Raw genomic sequence first — 21,948 nt, 5'->3', positions numbered from 1 at the left:
GGCGTGGCGTCGCCCCCGGGCTGTCCCGGTCGAGCCGGATGTCAGTGAGGTGTCGCCGTGCCGGCGGCGGCCGGGAGCAGATCCGGGTCCCGGGCCAGGATCCGCCCCCGCAGGGCACGCAGTTCGGGACCCGGCTCGCAGCCCAGCAGATCGGCCATCCGCAGGCGCAGCAGATGGAAGCAGTCCAGCGCGTCCGCCTGCCGGCCGGCCTGGTGGAGGGCGAGCATGAGCAGACCGGTGACCTTCTCGTCGAAGGGGTGCATGTCCGCCAGCCGGCTCAACCGCCGCAGGCACTCCTCGACCCGCCCGGACCGCAGACCGAGTTCGGCGCTGCCGACCAGCGCCTCCCGGTGCTCGCGCCGCAGCGCCACCCGCGCCGTCTCCGCCCAGGGAGTGCGCACATCGGAGAGCGGTTCGCCGCGCCACAGTTCCAGGGCCTGGGTGAACAGATCGAGCGCGCGCTCGGTGCTCCCGTCCCTGGCGCTGAGCCGGGCCTGCCGTACCAGGGCGCGGAACCGCATGGTGTCCACGCTCCGCTCGTCGATCGCGAGGACGTATCCGCCGCGCCTGCGGGACAGCTCGAAGGCCTCGCCCGTCCGGTCGGCGCCGCCCAGCGCCTTGCGCAGCCGCGTGGCCTGGATGTAGAGCGCCTCGCGCGGATGCTGGGGCAGCCGCTCGGACCACACGCGCTCCGCCAGTACCTCGTCGGCCACGAAGGTGCCCGGGGTCCAGGCCAGGGCGGCCAGCAGAAGCTTCGTGCCGTGCGGGAGCGGCACCCTTTCGCCGGTGCGGACGCGTGCCTCCACGCATCCCAGCAGCTGTATGTCCATGGCGTCCCCCGTATCCGGAACCACTGAGACCACCACTGTGCCGGGCCGCTGTTCGGATCCCGCACGGATCCCGCACGGCCGCCGGGCGGGTGAGCCGGAACGGGGTGTCAGCGGCGTCCGGCGACGGTGATGATCTCGGGGCTCGCGGCGGTCATCGGCCCCCGCCCCCAGTCCCCGTACTGCTCCACCACCGTCAGGCCCGCCTCGGCCAGGAACCTCTCGATGCCGTGCCGGTCGAGGAACCGGAGCGTGGTCGTGCTGACCCGGGGACCGTTCCACCGCACGCCCTCGTAGGTCTCGGTGAAGGTGACCCGGTCGCCGAGGACGGGGCGGGTGACCTGCTGCCACATCCAGGCGACCGATCCCTCGGCGTCGGCGCACTCACGGATGTGCTCGGGGCCCCAGCCCTCCCACGCCCGGGCCGCCGGGTTGCGGGTCTCGAACACGAACCGCCCTCCGGCGCGCAGCGCGTCCCGGACGGCACGCAGGGTCTGCCGTACGTCCTCCTCGGCGACGAGTGCCTGGAAGGCGTGCCCGGTCATCACGACGAGTTCGAACTCCCCGTGCCAGACCTGGGACCGCAGATCGCCGAGCACCCACTCCACCCCGGGTGCCCGCCGCCGCGCCTGCACCAGCATGGCGGCGGCCGGATCGATCCCCACCAGCCGTCCGCGATGCCCCGTGGCCCGGGCCCGGGCGAGCAGCCGTCCGGTGCCGCAGCCGACGTCGAGGACGGTGGAGGCGTCCCGCACGAGGCCGGCGTAGAAGTCGTCGCACGGGCCCCAGGGGTTGAGGGAGTCGTACAGCGCGGCGAGCGAGGGATCCGCGAACGAGCGATCGACCATCGCGGCAGTGTGCCACACCCTACTGAACGGCGTGACAGGATCAGGCCTCCACGACCCTGGAGGGAGCGGGAGTTGCTGCACCACGTAGAGCTGTGGGTACCGGACCTGGAGCGGGCGGTGACGTCCTGGGGCTGGCTGTTGGAGCGGCTGGGCTGCGCGCCGTACCAGAGCTGGCCGGCGGGCCGCAGCTGGCGCATGGGGGAGACGTACGTCGTCCTGGAACAGTCCCCGGCGCTGACGGGCGACCACCACGACCGGCTGCGCCCCGGCCTGAACCACCTCGCGTTCCACGTACGGGATCGCTCGACGCTGGACGAACTGGTGACGGCGGCGCCCGCCCACGGCTGGACCCTGCTCTTCCCCGACCGGCACCCGTTCGCGGGCGGGCCGGAGCACCGCGCGGCGTATCTGGAGAACGAGGACGGGTTCGAGGTGGAGCTGGTCGCCGCGGACGCTCGCTAAAAGGTTCGACAGGGCGGTGCCGGGCGGGCATCATCCCTCCCGATGACACGAACCGACACCCCCGCCGCCTGGGACGAACGCACCCAGCTCACCACCTTCCTCGACTACACCCGGGCCACCGCCGTCGCCAAGTGCGAGGGCGTCTCCGCGGAGAACGCGGTCAGGGCCCCGCTGCCGGGCTCACCGCTCATGACCCTGGCCGGGCTGGTCAACCACCTCCGCTGGGTGGAGTACTGGTGGTTCCAGGTCGTCTTCCTCGGCGAGGAGGACAACGGCCCCTGGACCGAGGAGGACCCCGACCGCGAGATGCGGATCGCCGTCGACATGCCCCTCGCGGACGTCCTGCGCGACTACGAGGAACAGTCCGCCCGCTACCGCGAGCTGGTCACCTCGAACGACCTCGACACCCCGTCGAAGCGCCCCATCCGCGACGGCCGCCACCCCGACCTCCGCTGGATCCTCCTCCACCTCATCGAGGAAACGGCCCGCCACAACGGCCACTTGGACATCGTCCGCGAACTGGTGGACGGAAAGACCGGGGTGTGATGCTCGGGGGAGTGGAGCTCGGTTTCCACCCCGCCGACGACACCCGCAACCCCCGCGGCGGCAGCCCGGTCGTCTACTGGGCCGTGGAGAGCGTGGACACGACCCGAACCGCCCTGCTGGACAGGGGCTGCACTCACCACCGGGGCCCGCTCGACATCGACGACGGCCGACGCATCTGCCAGCTCGTCGATCCCTTCGGGACCGTCTTCGGGCTCGACGGACCCGCCTGACACGGTGCGCAGCACAAAGGCCCGCGCCTGGGTGGGTGCGGGCCTTTGGTTCCCCTGGAAGCGGACGGTCTCGGGCTCGGGTCAATGGGCCTTGAGAGTCCGTTCCCTGTAGGAGACGGCTGACGGAAAGGGGTGTGTCAGCTCGCCGCCTGGGGGTCCTTGGAGAGACGCGGGGCCGGAATGGTTCCCTCCGTCTCCGGGTAGTGGCACGCCGTCAGGTGGCCCGGCTTGTTGCCCTCGACCTGGACCAGCGGGGGCGCCTCGGTCGCGCACTTCTCCGTCGCCTTCCAGCAGCGGGTGCGGAAGCGGCAGCCCGACGGCGGGTTCAGCGGGGAGGGGACGTCGCCCTGGAGGCGGATGCGCTCACGGGCCGGGGTCTCGTCGACCGTGGCCTCCGGCACCGCCGACAGCAGCGCCTTCGTGTACGGGTGGCGCGGGTTGCCGTACAGGTCGTCACGGTCGGCGATCTCGACGATCTTGCCGAGGTACATGACCGCCACGCGCTGCGAGAAGTGCCGTACGACAGCGAGGTCGTGGGCGATGAAGACGAACGCGATGCCCAGCTCCTGCTGGACCTTCTGGAGCAGGTTGACCACCTGCGCCTGGATGGAGACGTCCAGCGCGGAGACCGGCTCGTCCGCCACGATCAGCTTCGGCTCCAGGGCCAGCGCGCGGGCCACGCCGATGCGCTGGCGCTGGCCGCCGGAGAACTCGTGCGGGAAGCGGTTGTAGTGCTCGGGGTTGAGGCCGACGATCTCCAGGAGTTCGCGTACGCGCTTCTCGCGCCCGCCCGCCGGGTTGAGGTCGTTGATCTCCATCGGACCCGCGATGATCTTGCCGACCGTCTGCCGCGGGTTCAGCGAGGCGTACGGGTCCTGGAAGATCATCTGGATCTCGGAGCGGATCGGCGCCAGCGCCTTGCGGCCCGCGTGCGTGATGTCCTGCCCGCGGTAGGAGATCTTGCCGCCGGTGGGCTCCAGGAGGCGCGTGATCAGGCGGCCCGTCGTGGACTTGCCGCAGCCCGACTCGCCCACCAGGCCGAGGGCCTCGCCCTCGTTCACCTGGAAGTCGAGGCCGTCGACGGCCTGGACCGCGCCGACCGTACGGCGGATCGGGAAGCCGCCCTTGACCGGGAAGTGCTTCGTCAGGCCGGTGACGTCCAGGAGGGGGTTCGTGTTGCTCATGATGGTGAAGTCCCGTCTCGGTTACGTCAGTGCCGGGTCGCGGCGAGGTCGGCGAAGAATTCCTGGCGCTGGTCCAGCGTGAGGTGGCAGGCGGAACCCCGGCCGTCCTCGACCGTGAGCAGCGGGCGCTCGGTGGAGCACCGCCCGCCCGGGACCTTCTCGGCGAAGGAGCAGCGCGGGTGGAAGCGGCAGCCGGACGGGGGGTTCAGCAGCGAGGGCGGCGAACCGGGGATCGGCGACAGCGGCACGTCGACCGGGCCGTCCAGGCTCGGCATGGAGCTCAGCAGGCCGACCGTGTACGGGTGCTGCGGCGTGCGCAGCACCTCCTCCTTCGTACCCCGCTCCACACACCGGCCGCCGTACATCACCAGCACGTCGTCCGCGATGTCGGCGATGACCCCGAGGTCGTGGGTGATGAAGATGATCGCGGTGCCGAACTCCTGCTGGAGGTCCTTGAGCAGGTCCATGATCTGGGCCTGCACCGTCACGTCGAGCGCGGTGGTCGGCTCGTCGGCGATCAGCAGCTCGGGGTCGCAGACCAGCGCCATGGCGATCATCGCGCGCTGGCGCATACCGCCGGAGAACTGGTGCGGATAGTCGTCCACCCGCATGTCCGGCTGGGGGATCCCGACCCGGCGCAGCATCTCGATCGCCCGCGCCCGGGCCGCCGCCTTGGAGGCGCCGGTGTGCTTGCGGTACGTCTCACCGATCTGCTTGCCGATGGTGTGGTACGGCGACAGCGAGGCCAGGGCGTCCTGGAAGATCATCGCCATCTTGTTGCCGCGCAGCTTCTCCAGCTCGGACTCGCGAGCCGTGGTCAGCTCCTTGCCGTCGAGCAGGATCTCGCCGTCGATCGCGGTGCGGTGCCGGTCGTGCAGGCCGAGGATCGTCAGGTTGGTGACGGACTTGCCTGAGCCGGACTCGCCCACGATGCCGAGGGTCTTGCCCTTTTCGAGGTCGAACGAGAGACCGTCGACGGCCTTGACGACGCCGTCCTCGGTGGAGAAGTGGACTTTCAGGTCCCTGACGGAGAGGAAGGCCTGCTGATCGGTGCTCGTCACGGGGACGCTCCTGGGGGTCATGCCGGGGGGTAGCTGGAGGGGGACCGGATCAGGCGAGCCGGATGCGCGGGTCGATGAGGGCGTAGACGGCGTCCACGATGATGTTGGCGAAGACGATGCCGGCCGCCGCGATCATGGTGACGCCGAGCAGCATGGGCAGGTCGCTGTCGTCGACCGAGCGGACCGCGAGCGCGCCCAGACCCTGGATGCTGAACGTGGACTCGGTGATGATCGCGCCGCCGACCAGGGTGCCCATGTCGATACCGAAGATCGTCACGATCGGGCCCATCGCACCACGCCAGGCGAAGCGGAAGAAGACCGAACTGCGGGACAGACCCTTGGCCCGCGCCGTGCGCACGTAGTCCTCGCTGAGCTGTTCCACCAGCTGGGAGCGGGTCATACGGGTGTAGTTGGCCGTGAAGATGATGGACAGCACGAGCCAGGGCAGCAGCAGGCCCGAGAGCCAGGCGCCGGGGTTCTCGGTGAACGGCGTGTACGAGGGCTGGTCCAGCAGGTGGAGCTGGGATACCAGGAAGAACATCGCGATGTAGCCGACGAAGTAGATCTGCATCGACGAGCCGATGAGCGAGAACGAGCTCGCCGCCTTGTCGAGGAACTTGCCCTGCTTGAGCGCGGCCAGCATGCCGGTGCCGACACCGATGATCAGGAAGAAGAAGGCGCCGCCGAGGGCGAGCGAGATGGTGGTGGGCAGCCGCTCCATGATCGTGTCGAACACGTTCACGTTGTTGCTGAACGAGTAGCCGAAGCAGGGTGCGTCACAGTGCCCGACACCCACGTAGTCCCGGCCCACGAAGATGGCCTGGAGCCAGTGCCAGTACTGCACCGGCATCGGGTCGGCGATGCCGAGGTTCTGCCGCACCTGTGCCAGCAGGTCGTCGGGGCAGACCTTGCCGCACGCCATCCGCGCCGGGTCACGCGGGATGGCGTAGAAGAGGAAGAAGGTGACGGCGCTGATGATCAGCAGAATCACGAGTGCGCCGAGCACTCGGCGGACCAGGAAACGGAACATGGGGTGAGACTTTCCGGACGGGGCGCCGTCGCCGGGGTGTGGGGAGCGGGCTTGGACGGGGCCGGGGCGGCGGTCGGTCGGACCGCCGCCCCGGGAAAGCGTCAGGCCTTCGCGAAGACCTTGCCGATGGCGACGCAGGTGTCACCGGCGTTGTAGACCACGCCGCCGACCTTCGAGCCGTAGAAATAGTTACGGATCGGGTTGTAGTCGGGGACCAGGGCCGCGAGTTCCATGATCTGCTTGTCGATCGCGCCCCAGGCCGCGTTGGCCTTGTCCGCGTCGGTGATCGCGGTGGCGGCGGCGATCGCCTTGTTCACGCTGGTGTTGTTCAGCTGCGACCAGTTGACGCCACCGTCGGCGATCTGGCTGCCGTCCCAGCAGGGCTGGATGACGGCGTAACCGGCCGGCCAGTCCGGGCCCCAGCCCGCGGCGAACAGGTCGAAGCCGTTGTCCAGCTGACCGATCTCGGAGTAGAAGGTGGTCTTGTCGACCTGCTTGGTCACCACGTCGAAGCCCGCCTTGGTGAGGGCGTTCTTGATGGTGACGGCTTCCTTGACGGCACGGTCGGACTGCTGGAAGGCGATGACCAGCTTCTGGCCCTCCTTGCCGGCTTCCTTCAGCAGCGCCTTGGCCTTCTCCGGGTCACCGGTCGGCTTGGTCTTCTTGCCGTACAGGTCGAAGTCCTCGTGACCCGGGGTCAGCGGGGAGATGATCGTGGTCGCGGTCGCGGTGACCTGCGAGCCACCACGCTGCTGCTTCAGCTGCTGCGCCGGCCACGCCCAGTTGATCGCCTGACGGACCTTGACGTCCTTGATGCGCGTCATGTTGATCGGGAAGTAGTAGCAGGTCGTGTCGACCTGGGTCAGCACCCGCTGCTTCAGCTTGGCGTCGCCGAGCACCTTGGTGACCCGCTCGGGGGCGACCTCGTTCAGCAGGGACAGCGCGTACTGGTCGTTGCCCGAGTCGGCGATGTAGCGGTCCGTGGAGGCCAGGGACTGGAAGCCGAACTGCATGACGATCTTGTCCGGGTAACCGTTGCGGCACGGGTCGAGGCTGGCGTCCCAGTTCTCGTTGCGCACCAGGGTCAGGGACTTGTCGATGCTGCGGGACTGGATCTTGTACGGGCCGCAGGAGAACGGACGCTGGTCGTACTTCTTCTTCGTGTCCTTGGCCTTGGGCACGATCGCGTAGCCGCGCATGGCGAGCATGAACGGGAAGTCGGCGTGCGCCTCCTTCAGACGGAAGGTGACGGTGTTGCCGTCCGTCTCGATGGAGGAGAGGTGCTTGCCGTCGTAGGGGCCCTTGTACTTGTCGGCGCCCTCGAGCCAGTTCTGCGGGTAGCGGGGGCCCTCGGTGACGAAGTCGGCGAAGAGGCGCTCGAAGGAGTGGCGGACGTCCTCGATGGTGACGACCTTGCCGTCCTCCCACTTGACGCCGTCCTTCAGCGTGAAGGACCAGGTCTTGCCGCCGTCCTTGACGGTGCCGGCGTCGGTGGCGAGGTCGCCGACCAGGGTGGTGTTGCCCTTGGAGTCGACGCGGTAGCCGGTCAGACCACGCAGGAACAGGACCGAACCGGCGCCCGTGTACGAGGAGTAGATCTGCGCCGGGTCCAGGTGGTCGTAGTCGATCTGGTCGAGCGTGTAGATCGTGCCGCCCTTGCGGGCACCCGGCATCTCCGGGGCGGGGCCCTTGGAGTCGGTGGCGGTGCCGATGGCGATCTCGGCGGCCTTGCCCTTCTCGACCGACGGGGTCTTGCTGCCCGAACCCCCGGCGTTGCCGCTGCTGCAAGCGCTCAGGACGGTGCTGGCACCCGCCGCCACACCGGTGGCGATCAGGAAGTTTCTGCGGGAAAAGGACATGGCTACCTGCCTAGACGTGAGGGATGAGAGAGACGTGCTGCCGCTGACGGCCGGTGGACGACTGTGTCCTGGCCGGGGAACTCAGCGCTTGGACTTCGGGTCGAGTGCGTCGCGGACCGAGTCGCCGAGAAGGTTGAACGCCAGGACGAAGATGATCATCGAGACGCCCGGGAAGATCATGAAGGTGATGTCGTCGGTGTAGAACTGCGCACCGCGCTGGATCATCACGCCCCAGTCCGGGGTCGGGTCCTGGATGCCGACGCCGAGGAAGGCGAGGCCCGCCTCCGCGGTCACGAACGCCGGGAGGGCGAGGGTGGACTGGATGAGGATCGGCGTCCACAGGTTGGGCAGCAGCTCCTTGAAGATGATCCGGGCCGGGGAGGCTCCGGTCACCTTGGCGGCCTCGACGAACTCGCGCTCACGCAGGGCCAGTACCTGGCCCCGCAGCAGTCGCGCGATGGAGGCCCAGCCGAAGGCCGTCAGCAGCACGACCAGGCAGACGCCGCGTCCCCAGGCGGGGATCTCCTCGTCGGCGGCCCAGAAGAGGCCGTACACGACGGGCGTGAAGGCGATGAAGAACAGGGTGGAGGGGAACGACAGCACGATGTCGATCACCCGGCTGACGAGGTAGTCCGTCTTGCCGCCCAGGTAACCGGCGGAGACACCGACGACCACGCCGATGACCGTGACCAGCAGCGTGGTGATCGTGGCGATCATCAGCGAGGTCCGGATGCCGTAGAGCAGGAAGGTGAAGACGTCGCGGCCCATCTGCGGCTCCAGGCCGAACCAGAAGTCGGCGTCGATGCCGCCGTTGGGCTTGATGGGATAGCCGGACTCGTTGAAGAGGGTGCCGATCGGCGCGTCCTGGCCGTACTGGTCGTACGGGTTCTTCCCGTACAGCTTGGCTATGAGCGGAGCGGCGACCGCGATCGTGAAGAAGAAGATCACGATGCACGCCGATATGACGCCCGTACGGTCGCGCTTGAACCGGCGCCAGGCGAGCTGCCCGGGAGACCGGCTTTCGTTGGCCTTCGGAGAGGGAGAAGTGATCGACTTCTCGATGCTCTCTTCGGTCACCTCGAGCGGGGCAGCCGCCGATGGAGTTGGGGGGGTCATGGTGCTCCTGGCCCAAGGGAGGGTCTGATGACTCCGCAGGGCACTCCCCTACGGGCTACGCCGGACTTTTTCAACGCAATTCATTCAAGGTCAATAAATTCTCGGTCGACTTGGGTTTCTCTTTACTTTCTTTACCCGAGCTTGACCAATCTGTAGCTACGCGTGTAGCGCCTCGTGATCGATCCGTGTTTTACATCGGGCCAACTGCCCCAATCGGGCAATGAGTTCGATATGCGGACTGTGGCGTGTCGAAATCCGTACATAGGCGGGTCGCAATCCAACGGTTCTGTATCGGAACGTGAAGATCCATTGCGCACTACACGCAAGATCCATTGACGGAGAGGTCGGACGTTCCCGGGAGGTCTCCACCCGTTCCCCTAAAGGGCTCAATACGTGTGCGGTTTGCCTGATTTACGTCGATATTTGGCGGTAACGGATCAGCGCAGTCAATCAGGAGGCACTCCATGCGTGGAGCCACGCACGCCAAGTGGGCCGCATGCGCGGCGGCGGTAGCCCTCGCGGCGACGGCCTGCGGAGGTGGGGACAGCGACAGCGGCGGCGGCAGTGGCGACAGCAGCGCGACGCTCAGCGCCTCCTGGGGCGACCCGCAGAACCCGTTGGAGCCGGCCAACACCAACGAGGTGCAGGGCGGCAAGGTGCTCGACATGATCTTCCGGTCCCTGAAGAAGTACAACCCGGAGACCGGTAAGGCCGAGGACATGCTGGCCGACAAGATCGAGACCAGCGACTCGCAGAACTTCACCGTCACCGTCAAGGACGGCTGGACCTTCTCCAACGGCGAGAAGGTCACCGCCAAGTCCTTCGTCGACGCCTGGAACTACGGGGCCAGCCTCAAGAACAACCAGAAGAACGCGTACTTCTTCGGGTACATCGACGGCTACGACAAGGTCCACCCCGAGGACGGCGGCAAGCAGACCGCGCAGACGCTCTCCGGTCTGAAGCTCACCGGCGACCTGACCTTCACCGTCAAGCTCAACCAGAAGTTCTCGACCTTCCCCGACACCCTCGGCTACCCGGCCTACGCCCCGCTCCCGCAGGCCTTCTTCACCGACCACGACGGCTGGCTGAAGAAGCCGGTCGGCAACGGCCCGTACACCATCGACTCGTACACCAAGGGCTCCCAGATGAGCCTGAAGAAGTGGGACGGCTACCCCGGCGAGGACAAGGCGCAGAACGGCGGCGTGACCCTCAAGGTCTACACCGACAACAACACCGCCTACACCGATCTCATGGCCGGCAACCTCGACCTCGTCGACGACGTCCCCGCCGCCCAGCTCAAGAACGTCCAGGCCGACCTCGGCGACCGCTACCTCAACACCCCGGCCGGCATCATCCAGACCCTCGCCTTCCCGTTCTACGACAAGAACTGGAGCAAGGCGGGCATGGAGAAGGTCCGCACGGGACTGTCCCGGGCGATCAACCGGGACCAGATCACCAAGACCATCTTCAATGACACCCGCACCCCCGCCTCCGACTGGACCTCTCCGGTCCTCGGCGAGGCCGGCGGCTTCAAGAAGGGGCTGTGCGGGGACGCCTGTGAATACGACCCCGACGCCGCCAAGAAGCTCATCGAGGAGGGGGGCGGCCTCCCCGGCGGCCAGGTCAAGATCACGTACAACGCGGACACGGGCTCGCACAAGCAGTGGGTGGACGCGGTGTGCAACTCCATCAACAACGCGCTCGACAACGACAAGGCCTGCGTCGGCAACCCGGTCGGCACCTTCGCCGACTTCCGCAACCAGATCACCGCGAAGAAGATGAGCGGCCCCTTCCGGGCCGGCTGGCAGATGGACTACCCGCTCATCCAGAACTTCCTCCAGCCGCTCTACTACACCAACGCCTCCTCCAACGACGGCAAGTGGTCCAACAAGGACTTCGACAAGCTCGTCGACGAGGCCAACGCCGAGACCGACACCGCCAAGGCCGTCTCCACGTTCCAGGACGCCGAGAAGGTGCTGCGGGACAACATGGGCGCGATCCCGCTCTGGTACCAGAACGGCAGCGCCGGCTACTCGGAGCGGCTGTCCAACGTCAAACTCAACCCGTTCAGCGTCCCGGTCTACAACGAGATCAAGGTCAGCTGACCCGCCATGGGACGCTACGTCGTCCGGCGTCTGCTCCAGATGATCCCGGTGTTCATCGGCGCCACGCTCCTCATCTTCCTCATGGTCAACGTGATGGGCGACCCCATCGCGGGCCTGTGCGGCGACCGGCAGTGCGACGCCGCCACCGCCGCCCAGCTGGAGAAGGAGTTCGGCCTCGACAAGCCGGTCTGGCAGCAGTACCTGACCTACATGGGGAACGTCTTCACCGGCGACTTCGGCACCGCGTTCAACGGGCAGAAGGTCACCGAGCTGATGTCGACGGCGTTCCCCGTGACGATCCGCCTGACGATCGTCGCGATCCTCTTCGAGATCGTCATCGGCATCACGCTGGGTGTCGTCACGGGCCTGCGCCGCGGCAAGCCCGTCGACACCTCGGTGCTGATGCTGACGCTCGTCGTGATCTCGGTCCCGACCTTCGTCACCGGCCTGCTGCTCCAGCTCCTCCTCGGCGTCGAGTGGGGCTGGATCAAACCGTCGGTGTCCACGGACGCCACGTTCAGCGAGCTGATCGTGCCGGGCCTGGTGCTGGCGTCGGTGTCGCTGGCCTACGTGACCCGGCTGACCCGGACGTCGATCGCGGAGAACAGACGGAGCGACTACGTCCGTACGGCGGTGGCGAAGGGCCTCCCGCGACGGCGGGTCATCACCCGCCACCTCCTGCGCAACTCACTGATCCCGGTGGTCACCTTCATCGGCACCGACATCGGCGCGCTGATGGGCGGCGCGATCGTCACCGAGCGGATCTTCAACATCCATGGCGTCGGCTACCAGCTCTACCAGGGCATCCTGCGCCAGAACACCCAGACGGTGGTCGGCTTCGTCACCGTCCTCGTGCTGGTCTTCCTGGTCGCCAACCTGCTCGTCGACCTCCTGTACGCCGTACTCGACCCGAGGATCCGCTATGCCTGAATCCCAGGAGCCCGAGGGCGCGATCGCCGGGACCGGCATGGGTGGCGCCATGGACCTCGCGGTCAGCGAGGCGACCACGCTGGAGAAGGGGCCCGGCCCGTCGGGAGGACCCCAGGGCAAGCCCCGCTCGCTCTGGTCGGACGCCTGGCGCGACCTGCGCCGCAACCCGGTCTTCATCATCTCGGGCCTGGTCATCCTCTTCCTGGTCGTCATCTCCCTCTGGCCGTCCCTGATCGCCTCCGGCAACCCGCTCAAGTGCGACCTGGCCAAAGCACAGGAGGGCTCCCAGCCCGGACACCCGTTCGGCTTCGACGGCCAGGGCTGCGACGTCTACACCCGCACCGTCTACGGCGCCCGTACGTCCGTCACGGTCGGCGTCTGCGCCACGCTCGGGGTCGCCCTCCTGGGCTCGGTCCTCGGCGGCCTGGCCGGCTTCTTCGGCGGCTTCTGGGACTCGATCCTGTCCCGCATCACCGACGTGTTCTTCGCGATCCCCGTCGTCCTGGGCGGCCTGGTCCTCCTCTCCGTGGTCACCAGCAACACGGTCTGGCCGGTGATCGGCTTCATGGTGCTGCTGGGCTGGCCGCAGATCTCCCGCATCGCGAGAGGCTCGGTCATCACGGCGAAACAGAACGACTACGTGCAGGCCGCGCGTGCCCTGGGCGCCTCCAACTCCCGCCAGCTGCTCCGCCACATCGCCCCCAACGCGGTGGCCCCGGTGATCGTGGTCGCGACCATCGCGCTCGGCACCTACATCGCCCTGGAAGCGACGCTCTCCTACCTGGGCGTGGGCCTCAAACCCCCCACCGTCAGCTGGGGCATCGACATCTCCGCGGCCTCCGCCTACATCCGCCAGGCCCCCCACATGCTCCTGTGGCCCGCCGGCGCCCTCGCCCTCACCGTCCTCGCGTTCATCATGCTCGGCGACGCGGTCCGCGACGCCCTCGACCCGAAGCTGAGGTGAGGGCGTGCGGGTGCGGGGAGTCATGAGCGTGCGGGAGACCGTGAGCGCGGGGGAGATGGCGAGAGCGCGGGAAGAACGCCGCCACCGCGCGGGGCTCGCACCGCTGGCGACCGTACCGGTGGCGCGTCGCGCTTGCCCCCGACCCCAGACTGAGGTGAATCGTGCTGCTCGAAGTGCGTGATCTGCACGTGGAGTTCAAGACCCGGGACGGGGTCGCCAAAGCCGTCAACGGGGTCGACTATGCCGTGGACGCGGGGGAGACCCTGGCCGTGCTCGGGGAGTCCGGGTCCGGGAAGTCCGTGACCGCTCAGGCGATCATGGGCATTCTCGACATGCCGCCGGGGCGGATCGCGGGCGGCGAGATCCTCTTCCAGGGCAAGGACCTGCTGAAGCTCAAGGAGGAGGAGCGGCGCAAGGTCCGTGGTGCCGAGATGGCGATGATCTTCCAGGACGCGCTGTCCTCGCTGAACCCGGTGCTGTCCGTGGGCGATCAGCTCGGTGAGATGTTCGTGGTCCACCGGGGCATGTCGAAGAAGGACGCGCGGGCCAAGGCGATCGAGCTGATGGACCGGGTGCGCATCCCGGCGGCGAAGGAGCGGGTCAAGCAGTACCCGCACCAGTTCTCCGGCGGCATGCGCCAACGCATCATGATCGCGATGGCGATGGCCCTGGAACCGGCCCTGATCATCGCCGACGAACCGACCACGGCCCTCGACGTCACCGTCCAGGCCCAGGTGATGGAGCTGCTCGCGGAGTTGCAGCGCGAGTTCAACATGGGGCTCATCCTCATCACCCACGACCTCGGTGTGGTCGCCGACGTCGCCGACCGGATCGCGGTGATGTACGCGGGCCGCATCGTCGAGCAGGCGCCGGTGCACGACATCTACAAGGCCCCGGCGCACCCCTACACGCGCGGCCTGCTGGACTCCATCCCGCGCCTGGATCAGAAGGGCCAGGAGCTGTACGCGATCAAGGGGCTGCCGCCGAACCTGATGGACATCCCGCCGGGTTGCGCGTTCCACCCGCGCTGCCCGATGGCCCAGGACGTGTGCAGGACGGACGAACCCCCGCTGTACGAGGTGTCGCAGGACCGGACGAGCGCCTGTCACTTCTGGAGGGAGTGCCTCAATGGCTGAGCCGATCCTGGAAGTGAGTGGACTGGTCAAGCACTACCCGTTGACCCAGGGTGTGCTGTTCAAGAAGCAGGTCGGTGCCGTCAAGGCGGTCGACGGTGTGGACTTCACCCTCAACAGTGGAGAGACGCTCGGGATCGTCGGGGAGTCCGGCTGCGGCAAGTCAACGGTCGCCAAGATGCTGGTCAACCTTGAGCAGCCGACCGCCGGCTCGATCAAGTACAAGGGCGAGGACATCACCAAGCTGTCCGGCAAGGCGCTCAAGTCGGTGCGCCGCAACATCCAGATGGTGTTCCAGGACCCCTACACCTCCCTCAACCCCCGGATGACGGTCGGCGACATCATCGGCGAGCCCTACGACATCCACCCCGAGGTGGCCCCCAAGGGCGACCGCAGACGCAAGGTCCAGGACCTCCTGGACGTCGTCGGTCTCAACCCCGAGTACATCAACCGCTATCCGCACCAGTTCTCCGGCGGCCAGCGCCAACGCATCGGCATCGCACGGGGCCTGGCCCTGCGCCCGGAGGTGATCGTCGCCGACGAGCCGGTCTCCGCGCTCGACGTCTCGGTCCAGGCACAGGTCATCAACCTGATGGACAGCCTCCAGAACGAGTTCGACCTCTCCTACATCTTCATCGCCCACGATCTCTCGATCGTCCGCCACATCTCGGACCGCGTCGGGGTCATGTACCTCGGCCGGATCGTGGAGATCGGCAGGGACGCGGAGATCTACGACCACCCCACCCACCCCTACACCCAGGCCCTGCTCTCCGCGGTCCCGGTCCCCGACCCCGAGGCCCGCGAACACCGCGAACGCATCATCCTGTCCGGCGACGTCCCCTCCCCGACCAACATCCCCTCCGGCTGCCGCTTCCGCACCCGCTGCTGGAAGGCCCAGGAACGCTGCGCCATGGAGGTGCCGGCCCTGGCGGTCCCGAGCGAGTTCCGCCTCCTGCCGGGCCCGGCGGCCCATGACTCGGCCTGCCATTTCGCGGAGGAGATGCAGGTGGTGCCACCCGAGGAGCCGGAGTAACACGGAGGCAACTTGGCTGACCCGGTTCCGATATACGGACGCGTCAGGCTGAACAACGTACGGCCGTGCGGGTGCCGTAAACGGGCCGGGACGCGCCATGTCGTCCCGGCCCGTTGCCGTACCCGGCCTCCTACAGCCCCAACGACCGCTTCAGGAAGTCCACCTGGAGCAGCAGCAGGTTCTCCGCGACCTCCTCCTGCGGGGTCATGTGGGTCACCCCGGACAGGGGCAGCACCTCGTGCGGGCGGCCCGCGGCGAGGAGCGCCGAGGACAGGCGCAGGGCGTGGGCGAAGACCACGTTGTCGTCTGCGGTGCCGTGCACGATCATCAGCGGGCGGTGCGGCTCGGCGGGGGCGGACAGGCCCTCGTCCGTCAGCAGGGAGCTCTTGGCGTACACCTCCGGTGCCGTACCGGGATCGCCCAGGTACCGCTCCGTGTAGTGGGTGTCGTACAGCCGCCAGTCCGTCACCGGAGCGCCCGCGATCCCGGCGTGGAAGACGTCGGGGCGGCGCAGGACCGCCAGCCCCGCCAGCCAGCCGCCGTACGACCAGCCCCGGATCGCCACCCGGTCCAGGTCCAGCGGGTAGCGCTCCGCCAGGTCCCGCACCGCCTCCACCTGGTCGTCCAGGGACACCGTGAAGTCGTCGCGGATCGCCTTCTCCCAGGCCGGTGAACGGCCCGGGGTGCCCCGGCCGTCCGCGACCACGACCGCGAAACCCTGGTCGGCGAACCACTGGCTGGTGAGGTGCGCGTTGTGGGCCGCGAGGACGCGCGGACCGTGCGGTCCCCCGTACGGATCCAGCAAAACCGGAAGACGCTCATCCCCTTGGTGGTCCCGAGGCAACAGCACGGCGCACGGGATCCGCCGTGCGCCCCCCTCGGTCAGCGTCAGGCGCGGGGACATACCGGGATCTTCGGCGTACGAGGTGATCGTCGCCGTCGGCTTCCCGTCCCGCAGCACCTGCGCCACGGACCCGGGCCGCCCCGGCACCGCCGAGACCAGTACGCTCACGCCCCCGGCCCGCACCGCCGAGTGCACCCCCGGCTCCTGCGAGACCCGCTCCACCCCGAGCTCGTTGACCCGGTACACATGCACCTCGCCGGTCTCGGGCGCCGCCGCCCGCTCCCCGGCCGACGCCGAGACCAGCACGTCGTCGTCGGACACGTCCAGCACCGCACGGACGTGCAACTGCGGCCCCGTCAGGGGACGGTCGCCCACCGCGAGGACCCGCGCGCCACCCTCGTCCGCGATCCGCACCAGCCGCCCGGACGGGCTCCAGCAGGGCACCCCTGGGAAAAGATCAAGCCAAGTTGGATCTTCGTCGGCATGCACCATCCGGGTCGTCCCCGAGGCCGGGTCCACGGCCAGGAACAGCTGACTGCGCTGGTCGCGCGCCTGTACGAGCAGGAGCGGGGCACTCGCCGCTGACCAGTGCACATGCGCCAGATACGGATAGCGGACCCGGTCCCAGGAGACCTCCGTGCGGGCCCCGTCGAGGCCGACCGTGAACAGCCGGACCTCCGCGTTGGCCGTCCCGGCTTTCGGATACGCGACGTGCTGTGGATCACGTTCCGGATGGGCCGGGTCGGAGATCCACCAGCGCCGCACCGGCGTGTCGTCCGCGCGCGCCACCAGCAGCCGGTCCGACTCCGGGGACCACCAGAACCCCCGTGACCGGCCCATCTCCTCGGCCGCGATGAACTCGGCGAGACCGTAGGTGACTTGATCCGACTCCGGTTCCGCGAGGGCCCGGTCCCCCTCGCCCTCGGCGCCGACCACCCGCAGGGCGCCCTGGGCGACGTACGCGACGAAGCGGCCGTCGGGGGAGGGGCGGGGGTCGATCACCGGTCCCGGGACCCGGAGTTCACGGGCCGTACCGGCCCGCAGCTCGGCCGCGAAAAGCCGTCCTGACAAGGCGAAAGACGCCAACTCCACGGCCGCGTCGGTGGCGTAGCCGACGATCCCGGCGCCGCCCTCCCGGCTGCGTTCGCGCCGCGCCCGCTCCTGCGGCGAGAGATCCTCCGTGGACCCGCCGAGGAGGGCGCGCGGGTCGGCCGCCACGCGCTCCCCGCCGTCCGAGGGGTCGAGCACCCACAGCGAACTGGCCCGGTCCGTACCGGAGGACGAGCGCAGGAACACGACACGGGAACCGTCGGGAGCCACGGTGAACGCACGCGGCGCGCCGAGCGTGAAGCGCTGGGTGCGGGCGTGCCGGCGAGGAAAGGAGTCGGACGTCGTCGTCATGCCCCGACCATATTGGCCATACGCCCCCTTGTGCGTCCGTGCGCCGACCGATGCGCGAGTACGGATAGTTATGATCACTAGCGCATAGTGGGTATGAACCCGCTGGCTGTCGTATGGATTTATCTGCCCCCCTGGTCCGAACCCCCCGCGCTCTTGGGATCTTTGGAGGTGAGCCGCCGTGGCGCTCTCGATTTCGGCGGTAGTGCTGCTGGCGATCATCGTCTTCCTGCTGGTCAAGAAGTCAGGACTCAAGGCCGGACATGCGGTCGTCTGCATGCTGCTCGGCTTCTACCTGGCCTCTTCGACCATGGCGCCGACGATCAGCGAGCTGACGACGAACATCGCGGGGATGATCGGCAGCATCAAGTTCTGACCCGTCCCGAGGTCGCCTTTAGGGTGGTCCCATGACGGAACCACCGGCCCGACGCCTCCTCCTGGTGCACGCGCACCCGGACGACGAGTCGATCAACAACGGCGCGACGATGGCTCGCTATGCGGCCGAGGGTGCCCGGGTGACCCTGGTCACCTGCACGCTCGGTGAGCGCGGCGAGGTCATTCCGCCGGAGCTGCGGCACCTGTCGGGCACCGCCCTGGGCGAGTACCGCCTCGGCGAGCTCACCGCCGCGATGCGCGAACTCGGCGTCGAGGACTTCCGTCTCCTCGGCGGCCGGGGCCGCTACCAGGACTCCGGGATGATGGGCCTCGCCGACAACGACGACCCCGCCTGCTTCTGGCGGGCGGACGTCGACGAGGCCGCCGCCGCTCTCGTCCGGGTGATCCTGGAGGTACGGCCGCACGTCCTCGTGACCTACGACGAGAACGGCGGCTACGGCCACCCCGACCACATCCAGGCCCACCGCGTCGCCATGCGCGCCGCGGACCTGGCGGCCGAAGCGGGCTGGACGATCCCCAAGGTCTACTGGAACCGCGTCCCGCGCACGGTCGGCGAACAGGCCTTCGAGCGGCTGGCCGAGGCGCTGCCGAGGCTGCCCTTCGACAAGCCGGGCGTCCTCGACGACGTCCCGGGCGTCGTGGCCGACGAGCGGATCACCACCGAGATCGACGGCACCGCCCACGCCGCCGCCAAGGCCGCCGCGATGGCCGCGCACGCCACCCAGATCACGGTCGCGGCACCCTACTTCGTCCTCTCCAACGAACTCGCCCAGCCCGTCTTCACCACCGAGTACTACGAGTTGGTACGGGGGGACCGGGTACCCGGGGATCGGGAGACCGATCTCTTCGCCGGCACCGGGGACATCTCATGAACGACCACGGATCCATGCTCGCCCAGCCCCTCAAGGCCCCCTCCGTCGGACGCGCCTTCCTCTACCTGGGCCTGTTCGTGCTCGGCGCGCTCGTCGGGGCCGCCGGGTCCCTCGTGCAGTCCGGCTGGTTCCCGGGCGGCCTGCTGCTCGCGCTCGCCGGTGAGGCCGGACTCTGCCTCGGCGGTGCGCGCGCCGTCGGCGGCCGGGGCGGGGCCGTCGCACCGGCGGGCGGCTGGATGCTCGCCGTCATCCTGCTCACCGCCAGCCGCCCGGAGGGCGACTTCCTCTTCGGCGCGGGAGCGGGCTCGTACCTCTTCCTGCTCGGTGGCATGGCTACGGCTGTGATCTGCGCCACGCTCGGGGCGGGGCGGCAACCGGACGGCGCCCCCGTCCGACTTGCCAAGTGACGTACCACTTCGCCGCGGCAGGGACGTGCGAGTCCCGTGTGGGTTTCCCCAGCGGTCGTGGGATACGGGCCAGAAGTGGCCAGTATGGTGGTGCGCGCCGCCGAGCCGTCCAAAGCGATGAGGTCGACACCGGCGGTGGAGCCAACCGGGAGAACCTGCCTTGAGTCGTGAAACTGACAGTCCGTCCTCCGGGCCCAACGGGCGCGGCGGAGCCGCATACCCCTCGGGCACGCCGCCCTACGGGACCCCCATGGCTTCCGACGACGGTACGGACGGGGGCCGTTCGGCCTCGCAGTCCGAGGAGCGCAAGACCGAGACCACGCTGACGACCCGGATCCGGATCAACATCCCCGGGTCGCGGCCCATCCCGCCGGTCGTCGTACGGACGCCCGTCGCGGACGCTGAGGGCACCGCGGGCGACACCACGGCCGAGACGCCGGCGCCCAGCGCCCCCGTCGCCGACAGCGCGGCCAACGGCACCGTCGAAGCTCCCGCCGAGCCGGCTCCGCCCGCCGAGGAGAAGACGAGCGACTGGTTCGCCCCGCGCAAGTCCGGCCCCGCCAAGGGTGGTCAGGGCGGCGGCGCCACCAACGGGGCAGGCCTGCCCGGGGGTTCGGCGCCCGCGCCGACCGCTTCCGGCGCCGCGCCGGGTGCCCCGGCCGGTGCCGCTCCCGGCGGTGCGCGGCCCGGTGCCGGGCGCCCCGGTGGCGTGGTCGGCTCCATGAGCGTGCCGGGCGGTTCCCGGTCCGGCTCCACCAACGGCGCGGGCCTGCCCGGCGCGACCGGCGGCCCGGTGGCCCCGGGGCACGGCGGCGGCACGGGCTCCTTCGACGTGACCGAGGCGCTGGCGGCGGGCCCGCTGGGCGGCGGCACACGCCCCGGCGGCGAGCCGCGGCGCGACGACCTGCCGTACTTCTCGGAGAACGACGGCGCGCAGAACGCCCAGAGCGGCCAGAATGGCCATATGGGGCAGAACGGTTACGGCGCTCAGGGCGGCCTGCCCGGCGGCCCGGACGACTTCAACAGCTCGACCGGCTCGCACCGCTTCCCGCCCGCCAACGACTTCAACGGGCCGAACGACTTCGGCGGCCCGACCGGCTACGGCGGCCCGCAGGGCCCGGCAGGCCCGACCGGCGGCCCGGTCACCGGCGACGGCCCCGTCCTGCCGCCGGTCGGCGGCCCGCAGGGCGGACCGGGCGGACCGGGTGCGCTCGGCGGTTCCCGTGCCCCGGGCGGCCCCGGTGCCCCCGGCGGTCCTGGTGCCCCCGGCGGTCCTGGTGCCCCCGGCGGTCAGCGCCGCCCGGGCGGCCCCGGTGTTCCCGGCGCGGCCTCCGCCTCCACCGGTTTCGCCGGCCCCGGCGTCGCCGCCCCGCCCGGCGCCCCCGGCGTCGGCCCGCACACCGGTCCGCAGGGCGGCCCCGGTCGCGGTCCCGGCGGTGGTCTGAGCGACGACACCGCGATCCTCACCCCGCAGAAGCCGGCCCCCGAACCGGGCACCCCCGGCTACGGCACCCCGCCGGACAACGTCTCCGGGCACACCGTCACCAGCGGCATCCCGGTCGTGCCGTCCACCGGCCAGAACTCCCCGTTCGGGCCGGGCGCCGGCGCCGACGGACCGCTGCCGCACACGCCCCCGAAGCTGCCCGAGCCCGTCGCACAGAACGTGCCGGCGTCCTCGAAGAAGAAGCCGAAGAAGAAGGGCCGCAGCAAGCTGACCCTGGTCGGCGTGGGCGTGGTCGTCATCGCCGGCGGCGCGTACGGCGCCGGCCTGCTGATGAACCACTCCGACGTGCCCAAGGGCACCACGGTCCTCGGCGTCGACATCGGCGGCGGCACCCGCGACGACGCGGTCAAGAAGCTCGACGCCGCCTTCGACAAGAAGGTGAACGAGCCGCTGAAGCTGTCGGTGGACGGCAAGACGGTCGAGCTCCAGCCGGACCAGGCGGGCCTTCAGTTCGACATGCAGGCCACCGTCAGCAAGGCCGCGACCAGCGACTACAACCCGGTCTCCGTGATCGGCTCGCTCTTCGGCGGCCAGCGTGTCGTCGATCCCGAGATGCCGGTCGACGAGGAGAAGCTCACCGCGGCCCTGGAGGACGCCTCCGGCAGCTCCGGTTCGGCCACCGACGGCACGATCAAGTTCAAGAACGGCAAGGCCGTCGCCGTCTACGGCAAGGCAGGCAAGGGCATCGACGTCGCCAGGTCGACGGCCGCGGTCGAGCAGGCGTACCGCACCCAGGTGGAGACCGGCTCGGCCGGCGCGGTCACGCTCCCGACCACCACCAAGCAGCCGACGATCTCGAACGCCCAGGTCGACGCGATGATGAAGTCGATCGCCGAACCGGCGATGGCCAACCCCGTCCAGGTACAGACCGACGCGGCGCACTTCATCAAGTTCGGCCAGCTGTCGCTGCCGGACATCCTGAGCTTCAAGGCCGTCGACGGCAAGCTCGTCGACTACTACGACCTCAAGGCGCTCAAGGCCGCGTACGGCACCACCTTCGCCGGCGTGCAGATCAACGGCGCGAGCGGCAAGCGCGACGTCCTGCCCGAGGACGTCGCCTCGGCCCTCCGCAAGGCCCTGCGCGGCAAGACGTCGGCGGAACGCGTCGTCACCATCGACACCAACCCGAGCTAGCCCGACCGCTCGGACCACAGCAGGAGCACAGGGGGCACCCGGCACACGCCGGGTGCCCCCTGCTC

20 protein-coding genes are annotated in these 21,948 nt (G+C 69.4%); 12 read left to right on the top strand and 8 right to left on the bottom strand.

The window, feature by feature from the left end:
• Positions 1-41 precede the first annotated feature (41 nt).
• Both OG866_RS15305 and OG866_RS15300 read right to left on the bottom strand, forming a co-directional pair.
• On the bottom strand, positions 42-830 hold the full coding sequence (locus tag OG866_RS15305) for an AfsR/SARP family transcriptional regulator (protein ID WP_329335098.1): 789 nt from the start codon (positions 828-830) through the stop codon (positions 42-44).
• A gap of 107 nt (positions 831-937) precedes the next feature.
• On the bottom strand, positions 938-1,675 hold the full coding sequence (locus tag OG866_RS15300; protein WP_329335096.1) for a class I SAM-dependent methyltransferase: 738 nt from the start codon (positions 1,673-1,675) through the stop codon (positions 938-940).
• Between the two features lie 72 nt (positions 1,676-1,747).
• On the opposite strand from OG866_RS15300, the gene OG866_RS15295 reads away from it, so the two are divergent.
• From OG866_RS15295 to OG866_RS15285, 3 genes are read left to right on the top strand one after another with little or no spacing between them, the layout of a single operon-like run.
• Positions 1,748-2,137 carry a VOC family protein gene (locus OG866_RS15295; RefSeq protein WP_329335094.1) on the top strand — a complete coding sequence of 130 codons (390 nt, stop codon included), beginning with the start codon at positions 1,748-1,750 and terminating at the stop codon, positions 2,135-2,137.
• 42 nt (positions 2,138-2,179) lie between these two features.
• Positions 2,180-2,683: a DinB family protein gene (locus OG866_RS15290; protein ID WP_329335092.1), complete on the top strand. Its 504-nt coding sequence runs from the start codon at positions 2,180-2,182 to the stop codon at positions 2,681-2,683.
• 11 nt (positions 2,684-2,694) lie between these two features.
• A complete protein-coding gene (locus OG866_RS15285) occupies positions 2,695-2,913 on the top strand; it encodes a VOC family protein (protein WP_329335090.1) in 219 nt (72 codons plus the stop codon).
• A gap of 137 nt (positions 2,914-3,050) precedes the next feature.
• On the opposite strand, the gene OG866_RS15280 is transcribed toward OG866_RS15285, so the two are convergent.
• The 5 genes from OG866_RS15280 to OG866_RS15260 form a co-directional block, all read right to left on the bottom strand.
• Complete coding sequence (locus OG866_RS15280; protein WP_329335088.1) at positions 3,051-4,097, bottom strand: ABC transporter ATP-binding protein; 1,047 nt, start codon at positions 4,095-4,097, stop codon at positions 3,051-3,053.
• A gap of 26 nt (positions 4,098-4,123) precedes the next feature.
• Positions 4,124-5,158: an ABC transporter ATP-binding protein gene (locus tag OG866_RS15275; protein ID WP_443063526.1), complete on the bottom strand. Its 1,035-nt coding sequence runs from the start codon at positions 5,156-5,158 to the stop codon at positions 4,124-4,126.
• Between the two features lie 49 nt (positions 5,159-5,207).
• Positions 5,208-6,188 carry an ABC transporter permease gene (locus tag OG866_RS15270; RefSeq protein WP_329335084.1) on the bottom strand — a complete coding sequence of 327 codons (981 nt, stop codon included), beginning with the start codon at positions 6,186-6,188 and terminating at the stop codon, positions 5,208-5,210.
• A gap of 101 nt (positions 6,189-6,289) precedes the next feature.
• Positions 6,290-8,047 (bottom strand): ABC transporter substrate-binding protein, encoded by a 1,758-nt coding sequence (locus tag OG866_RS15265; protein ID WP_329335082.1) that lies wholly within the window; start codon positions 8,045-8,047, stop codon positions 6,290-6,292.
• An 81-nt stretch (positions 8,048-8,128) separates the two neighbouring features.
• Positions 8,129-9,124, bottom strand: coding sequence for an ABC transporter permease (locus OG866_RS15260; protein ID WP_329335080.1), 996 nt, complete (start codon positions 9,122-9,124; stop codon positions 8,129-8,131).
• Between the two features lie 503 nt (positions 9,125-9,627).
• Here OG866_RS15260 and OG866_RS15255 point away from each other — a divergent pair.
• The 5 genes from OG866_RS15255 to OG866_RS15235 all read left to right on the top strand — a co-directional run bounded on the left by OG866_RS15255 (position 9,628) and on the right by OG866_RS15235 (position 15,328).
• On the top strand, positions 9,628-11,268 hold the full coding sequence (locus OG866_RS15255) for a peptide ABC transporter substrate-binding protein (protein WP_329335078.1): 1,641 nt from the start codon (positions 9,628-9,630) through the stop codon (positions 11,266-11,268).
• Between the two features lie 6 nt (positions 11,269-11,274).
• Positions 11,275-12,198: an ABC transporter permease gene (locus OG866_RS15250; protein ID WP_329335076.1), complete on the top strand. Its 924-nt coding sequence runs from the start codon at positions 11,275-11,277 to the stop codon at positions 12,196-12,198.
• On the top strand, positions 12,191-13,162 hold the full coding sequence (locus OG866_RS15245) for an ABC transporter permease (protein ID WP_329335074.1): 972 nt from the start codon (positions 12,191-12,193) through the stop codon (positions 13,160-13,162). The genes OG866_RS15250 and OG866_RS15245 overlap by 8 nt, the downstream gene beginning before the upstream one ends.
• A 161-nt stretch (positions 13,163-13,323) precedes the next feature.
• Positions 13,324-14,298: an ABC transporter ATP-binding protein gene (locus OG866_RS15240; protein ID WP_329335072.1), complete on the top strand. Its 975-nt coding sequence runs from the start codon at positions 13,324-13,326 to the stop codon at positions 14,296-14,298.
• Complete coding sequence (locus tag OG866_RS15235) at positions 14,291-15,328, top strand: ABC transporter ATP-binding protein (RefSeq protein ID WP_329335070.1); 1,038 nt, start codon at positions 14,291-14,293, stop codon at positions 15,326-15,328. Before OG866_RS15240 ends, OG866_RS15235 begins: the two co-directional genes overlap by 8 nt.
• A 130-nt stretch (positions 15,329-15,458) precedes the next feature.
• Here the strand turns inward: OG866_RS15235 and OG866_RS15230 are convergent, their stop codons facing one another.
• Positions 15,459-17,573, bottom strand: coding sequence for a S9 family peptidase (locus OG866_RS15230; protein WP_329335068.1), 2,115 nt, complete (start codon positions 17,571-17,573; stop codon positions 15,459-15,461).
• A gap of 178 nt (positions 17,574-17,751) precedes the next feature.
• Here OG866_RS15230 and OG866_RS15225 point away from each other — a divergent pair, with 178 nt between their 5' ends.
• The 4 genes from OG866_RS15225 to OG866_RS15210 all read left to right on the top strand — a co-directional run bounded on the left by OG866_RS15225 (position 17,752) and on the right by OG866_RS15210 (position 21,883).
• Complete coding sequence (locus OG866_RS15225) at positions 17,752-17,946, top strand: hypothetical protein (protein WP_266888429.1); 195 nt, start codon at positions 17,752-17,754, stop codon at positions 17,944-17,946.
• A 31-nt stretch (positions 17,947-17,977) separates the two neighbouring features.
• The gene (gene mshB, locus OG866_RS15220) at positions 17,978-18,838 is read left to right on the top strand and encodes an N-acetyl-1-D-myo-inositol-2-amino-2-deoxy-alpha-D-glucopyranoside deacetylase (RefSeq protein WP_329335064.1); all 861 of its coding nucleotides are present in this window, start codon (positions 17,978-17,980) and stop codon (positions 18,836-18,838) included.
• Positions 18,835-19,245, top strand: a complete 411-nt coding sequence (locus tag OG866_RS15215) for a DUF6113 family protein (protein ID WP_329335063.1) — start codon at positions 18,835-18,837, stop codon at positions 19,243-19,245. The genes mshB and OG866_RS15215 overlap by 4 nt, the downstream gene beginning before the upstream one ends.
• 160 nt (positions 19,246-19,405) lie before the next feature.
• Positions 19,406-21,883 (top strand): peptidoglycan binding domain-containing protein, encoded by a 2,478-nt coding sequence (locus OG866_RS15210; protein WP_329335062.1) that lies wholly within the window; start codon positions 19,406-19,408, stop codon positions 21,881-21,883.
• Positions 21,884-21,948 lie beyond the last annotated feature (65 nt).

It is taken from the genome of Streptomyces sp. NBC_00663 (genome assembly GCF_036226885.1).
Lineage (GTDB): Bacteria > Actinomycetota > Actinomycetes > Streptomycetales > Streptomycetaceae > Streptomyces.
This window is presented reverse-complemented; position numbering and strand designations above follow the sequence as displayed.

What these genes read in the sequence shown, in the direction of transcription:
- OG866_RS15305 (WP_329335098.1), bottom strand. Translation starts at nt 830, where the DNA reads ATGGACATACAGCTGCTGGGATGCGTGGAGGCACGCGTCCGCACCGGC.
- OG866_RS15300 (WP_329335096.1), bottom strand. Translation starts at nt 1,675, where the DNA reads ATGGTCGATCGCTCGTTCGCGGATCCCTCGCTCGCCGCGCTGTACGAC.
- OG866_RS15290 (WP_329335092.1), top strand. Translation starts at nt 2,180, where the DNA reads ATGACACGAACCGACACCCCCGCCGCCTGGGACGAACGCACCCAGCTC.
- OG866_RS15280 (WP_329335088.1), bottom strand. Translation starts at nt 4,097, where the DNA reads ATGAGCAACACGAACCCCCTCCTGGACGTCACCGGCCTGACGAAGCAC.
- OG866_RS15270 (WP_329335084.1), bottom strand. Translation starts at nt 6,188, where the DNA reads ATGTTCCGTTTCCTGGTCCGCCGAGTGCTCGGCGCACTCGTGATTCTG.
- OG866_RS15265 (WP_329335082.1), bottom strand. Translation starts at nt 8,047, where the DNA reads ATGTCCTTTTCCCGCAGAAACTTCCTGATCGCCACCGGTGTGGCGGCG.
- OG866_RS15255 (WP_329335078.1), top strand. Translation starts at nt 9,628, where the DNA reads ATGCGTGGAGCCACGCACGCCAAGTGGGCCGCATGCGCGGCGGCGGTA.
- OG866_RS15250 (WP_329335076.1), top strand. Translation starts at nt 11,275, where the DNA reads ATGGGACGCTACGTCGTCCGGCGTCTGCTCCAGATGATCCCGGTGTTC.
- OG866_RS15245 (WP_329335074.1), top strand. Translation starts at nt 12,191, where the DNA reads ATGCCTGAATCCCAGGAGCCCGAGGGCGCGATCGCCGGGACCGGCATG.
- OG866_RS15235 (WP_329335070.1), top strand. Translation starts at nt 14,291, where the DNA reads ATGGCTGAGCCGATCCTGGAAGTGAGTGGACTGGTCAAGCACTACCCG.
- OG866_RS15230 (WP_329335068.1), bottom strand. Translation starts at nt 17,573, where the DNA reads ATGACGACGACGTCCGACTCCTTTCCTCGCCGGCACGCCCGCACCCAG.
- mshB (WP_329335064.1), top strand. Translation starts at nt 17,978, where the DNA reads ATGACGGAACCACCGGCCCGACGCCTCCTCCTGGTGCACGCGCACCCG.
- OG866_RS15215 (WP_329335063.1), top strand. Translation starts at nt 18,835, where the DNA reads ATGAACGACCACGGATCCATGCTCGCCCAGCCCCTCAAGGCCCCCTCC.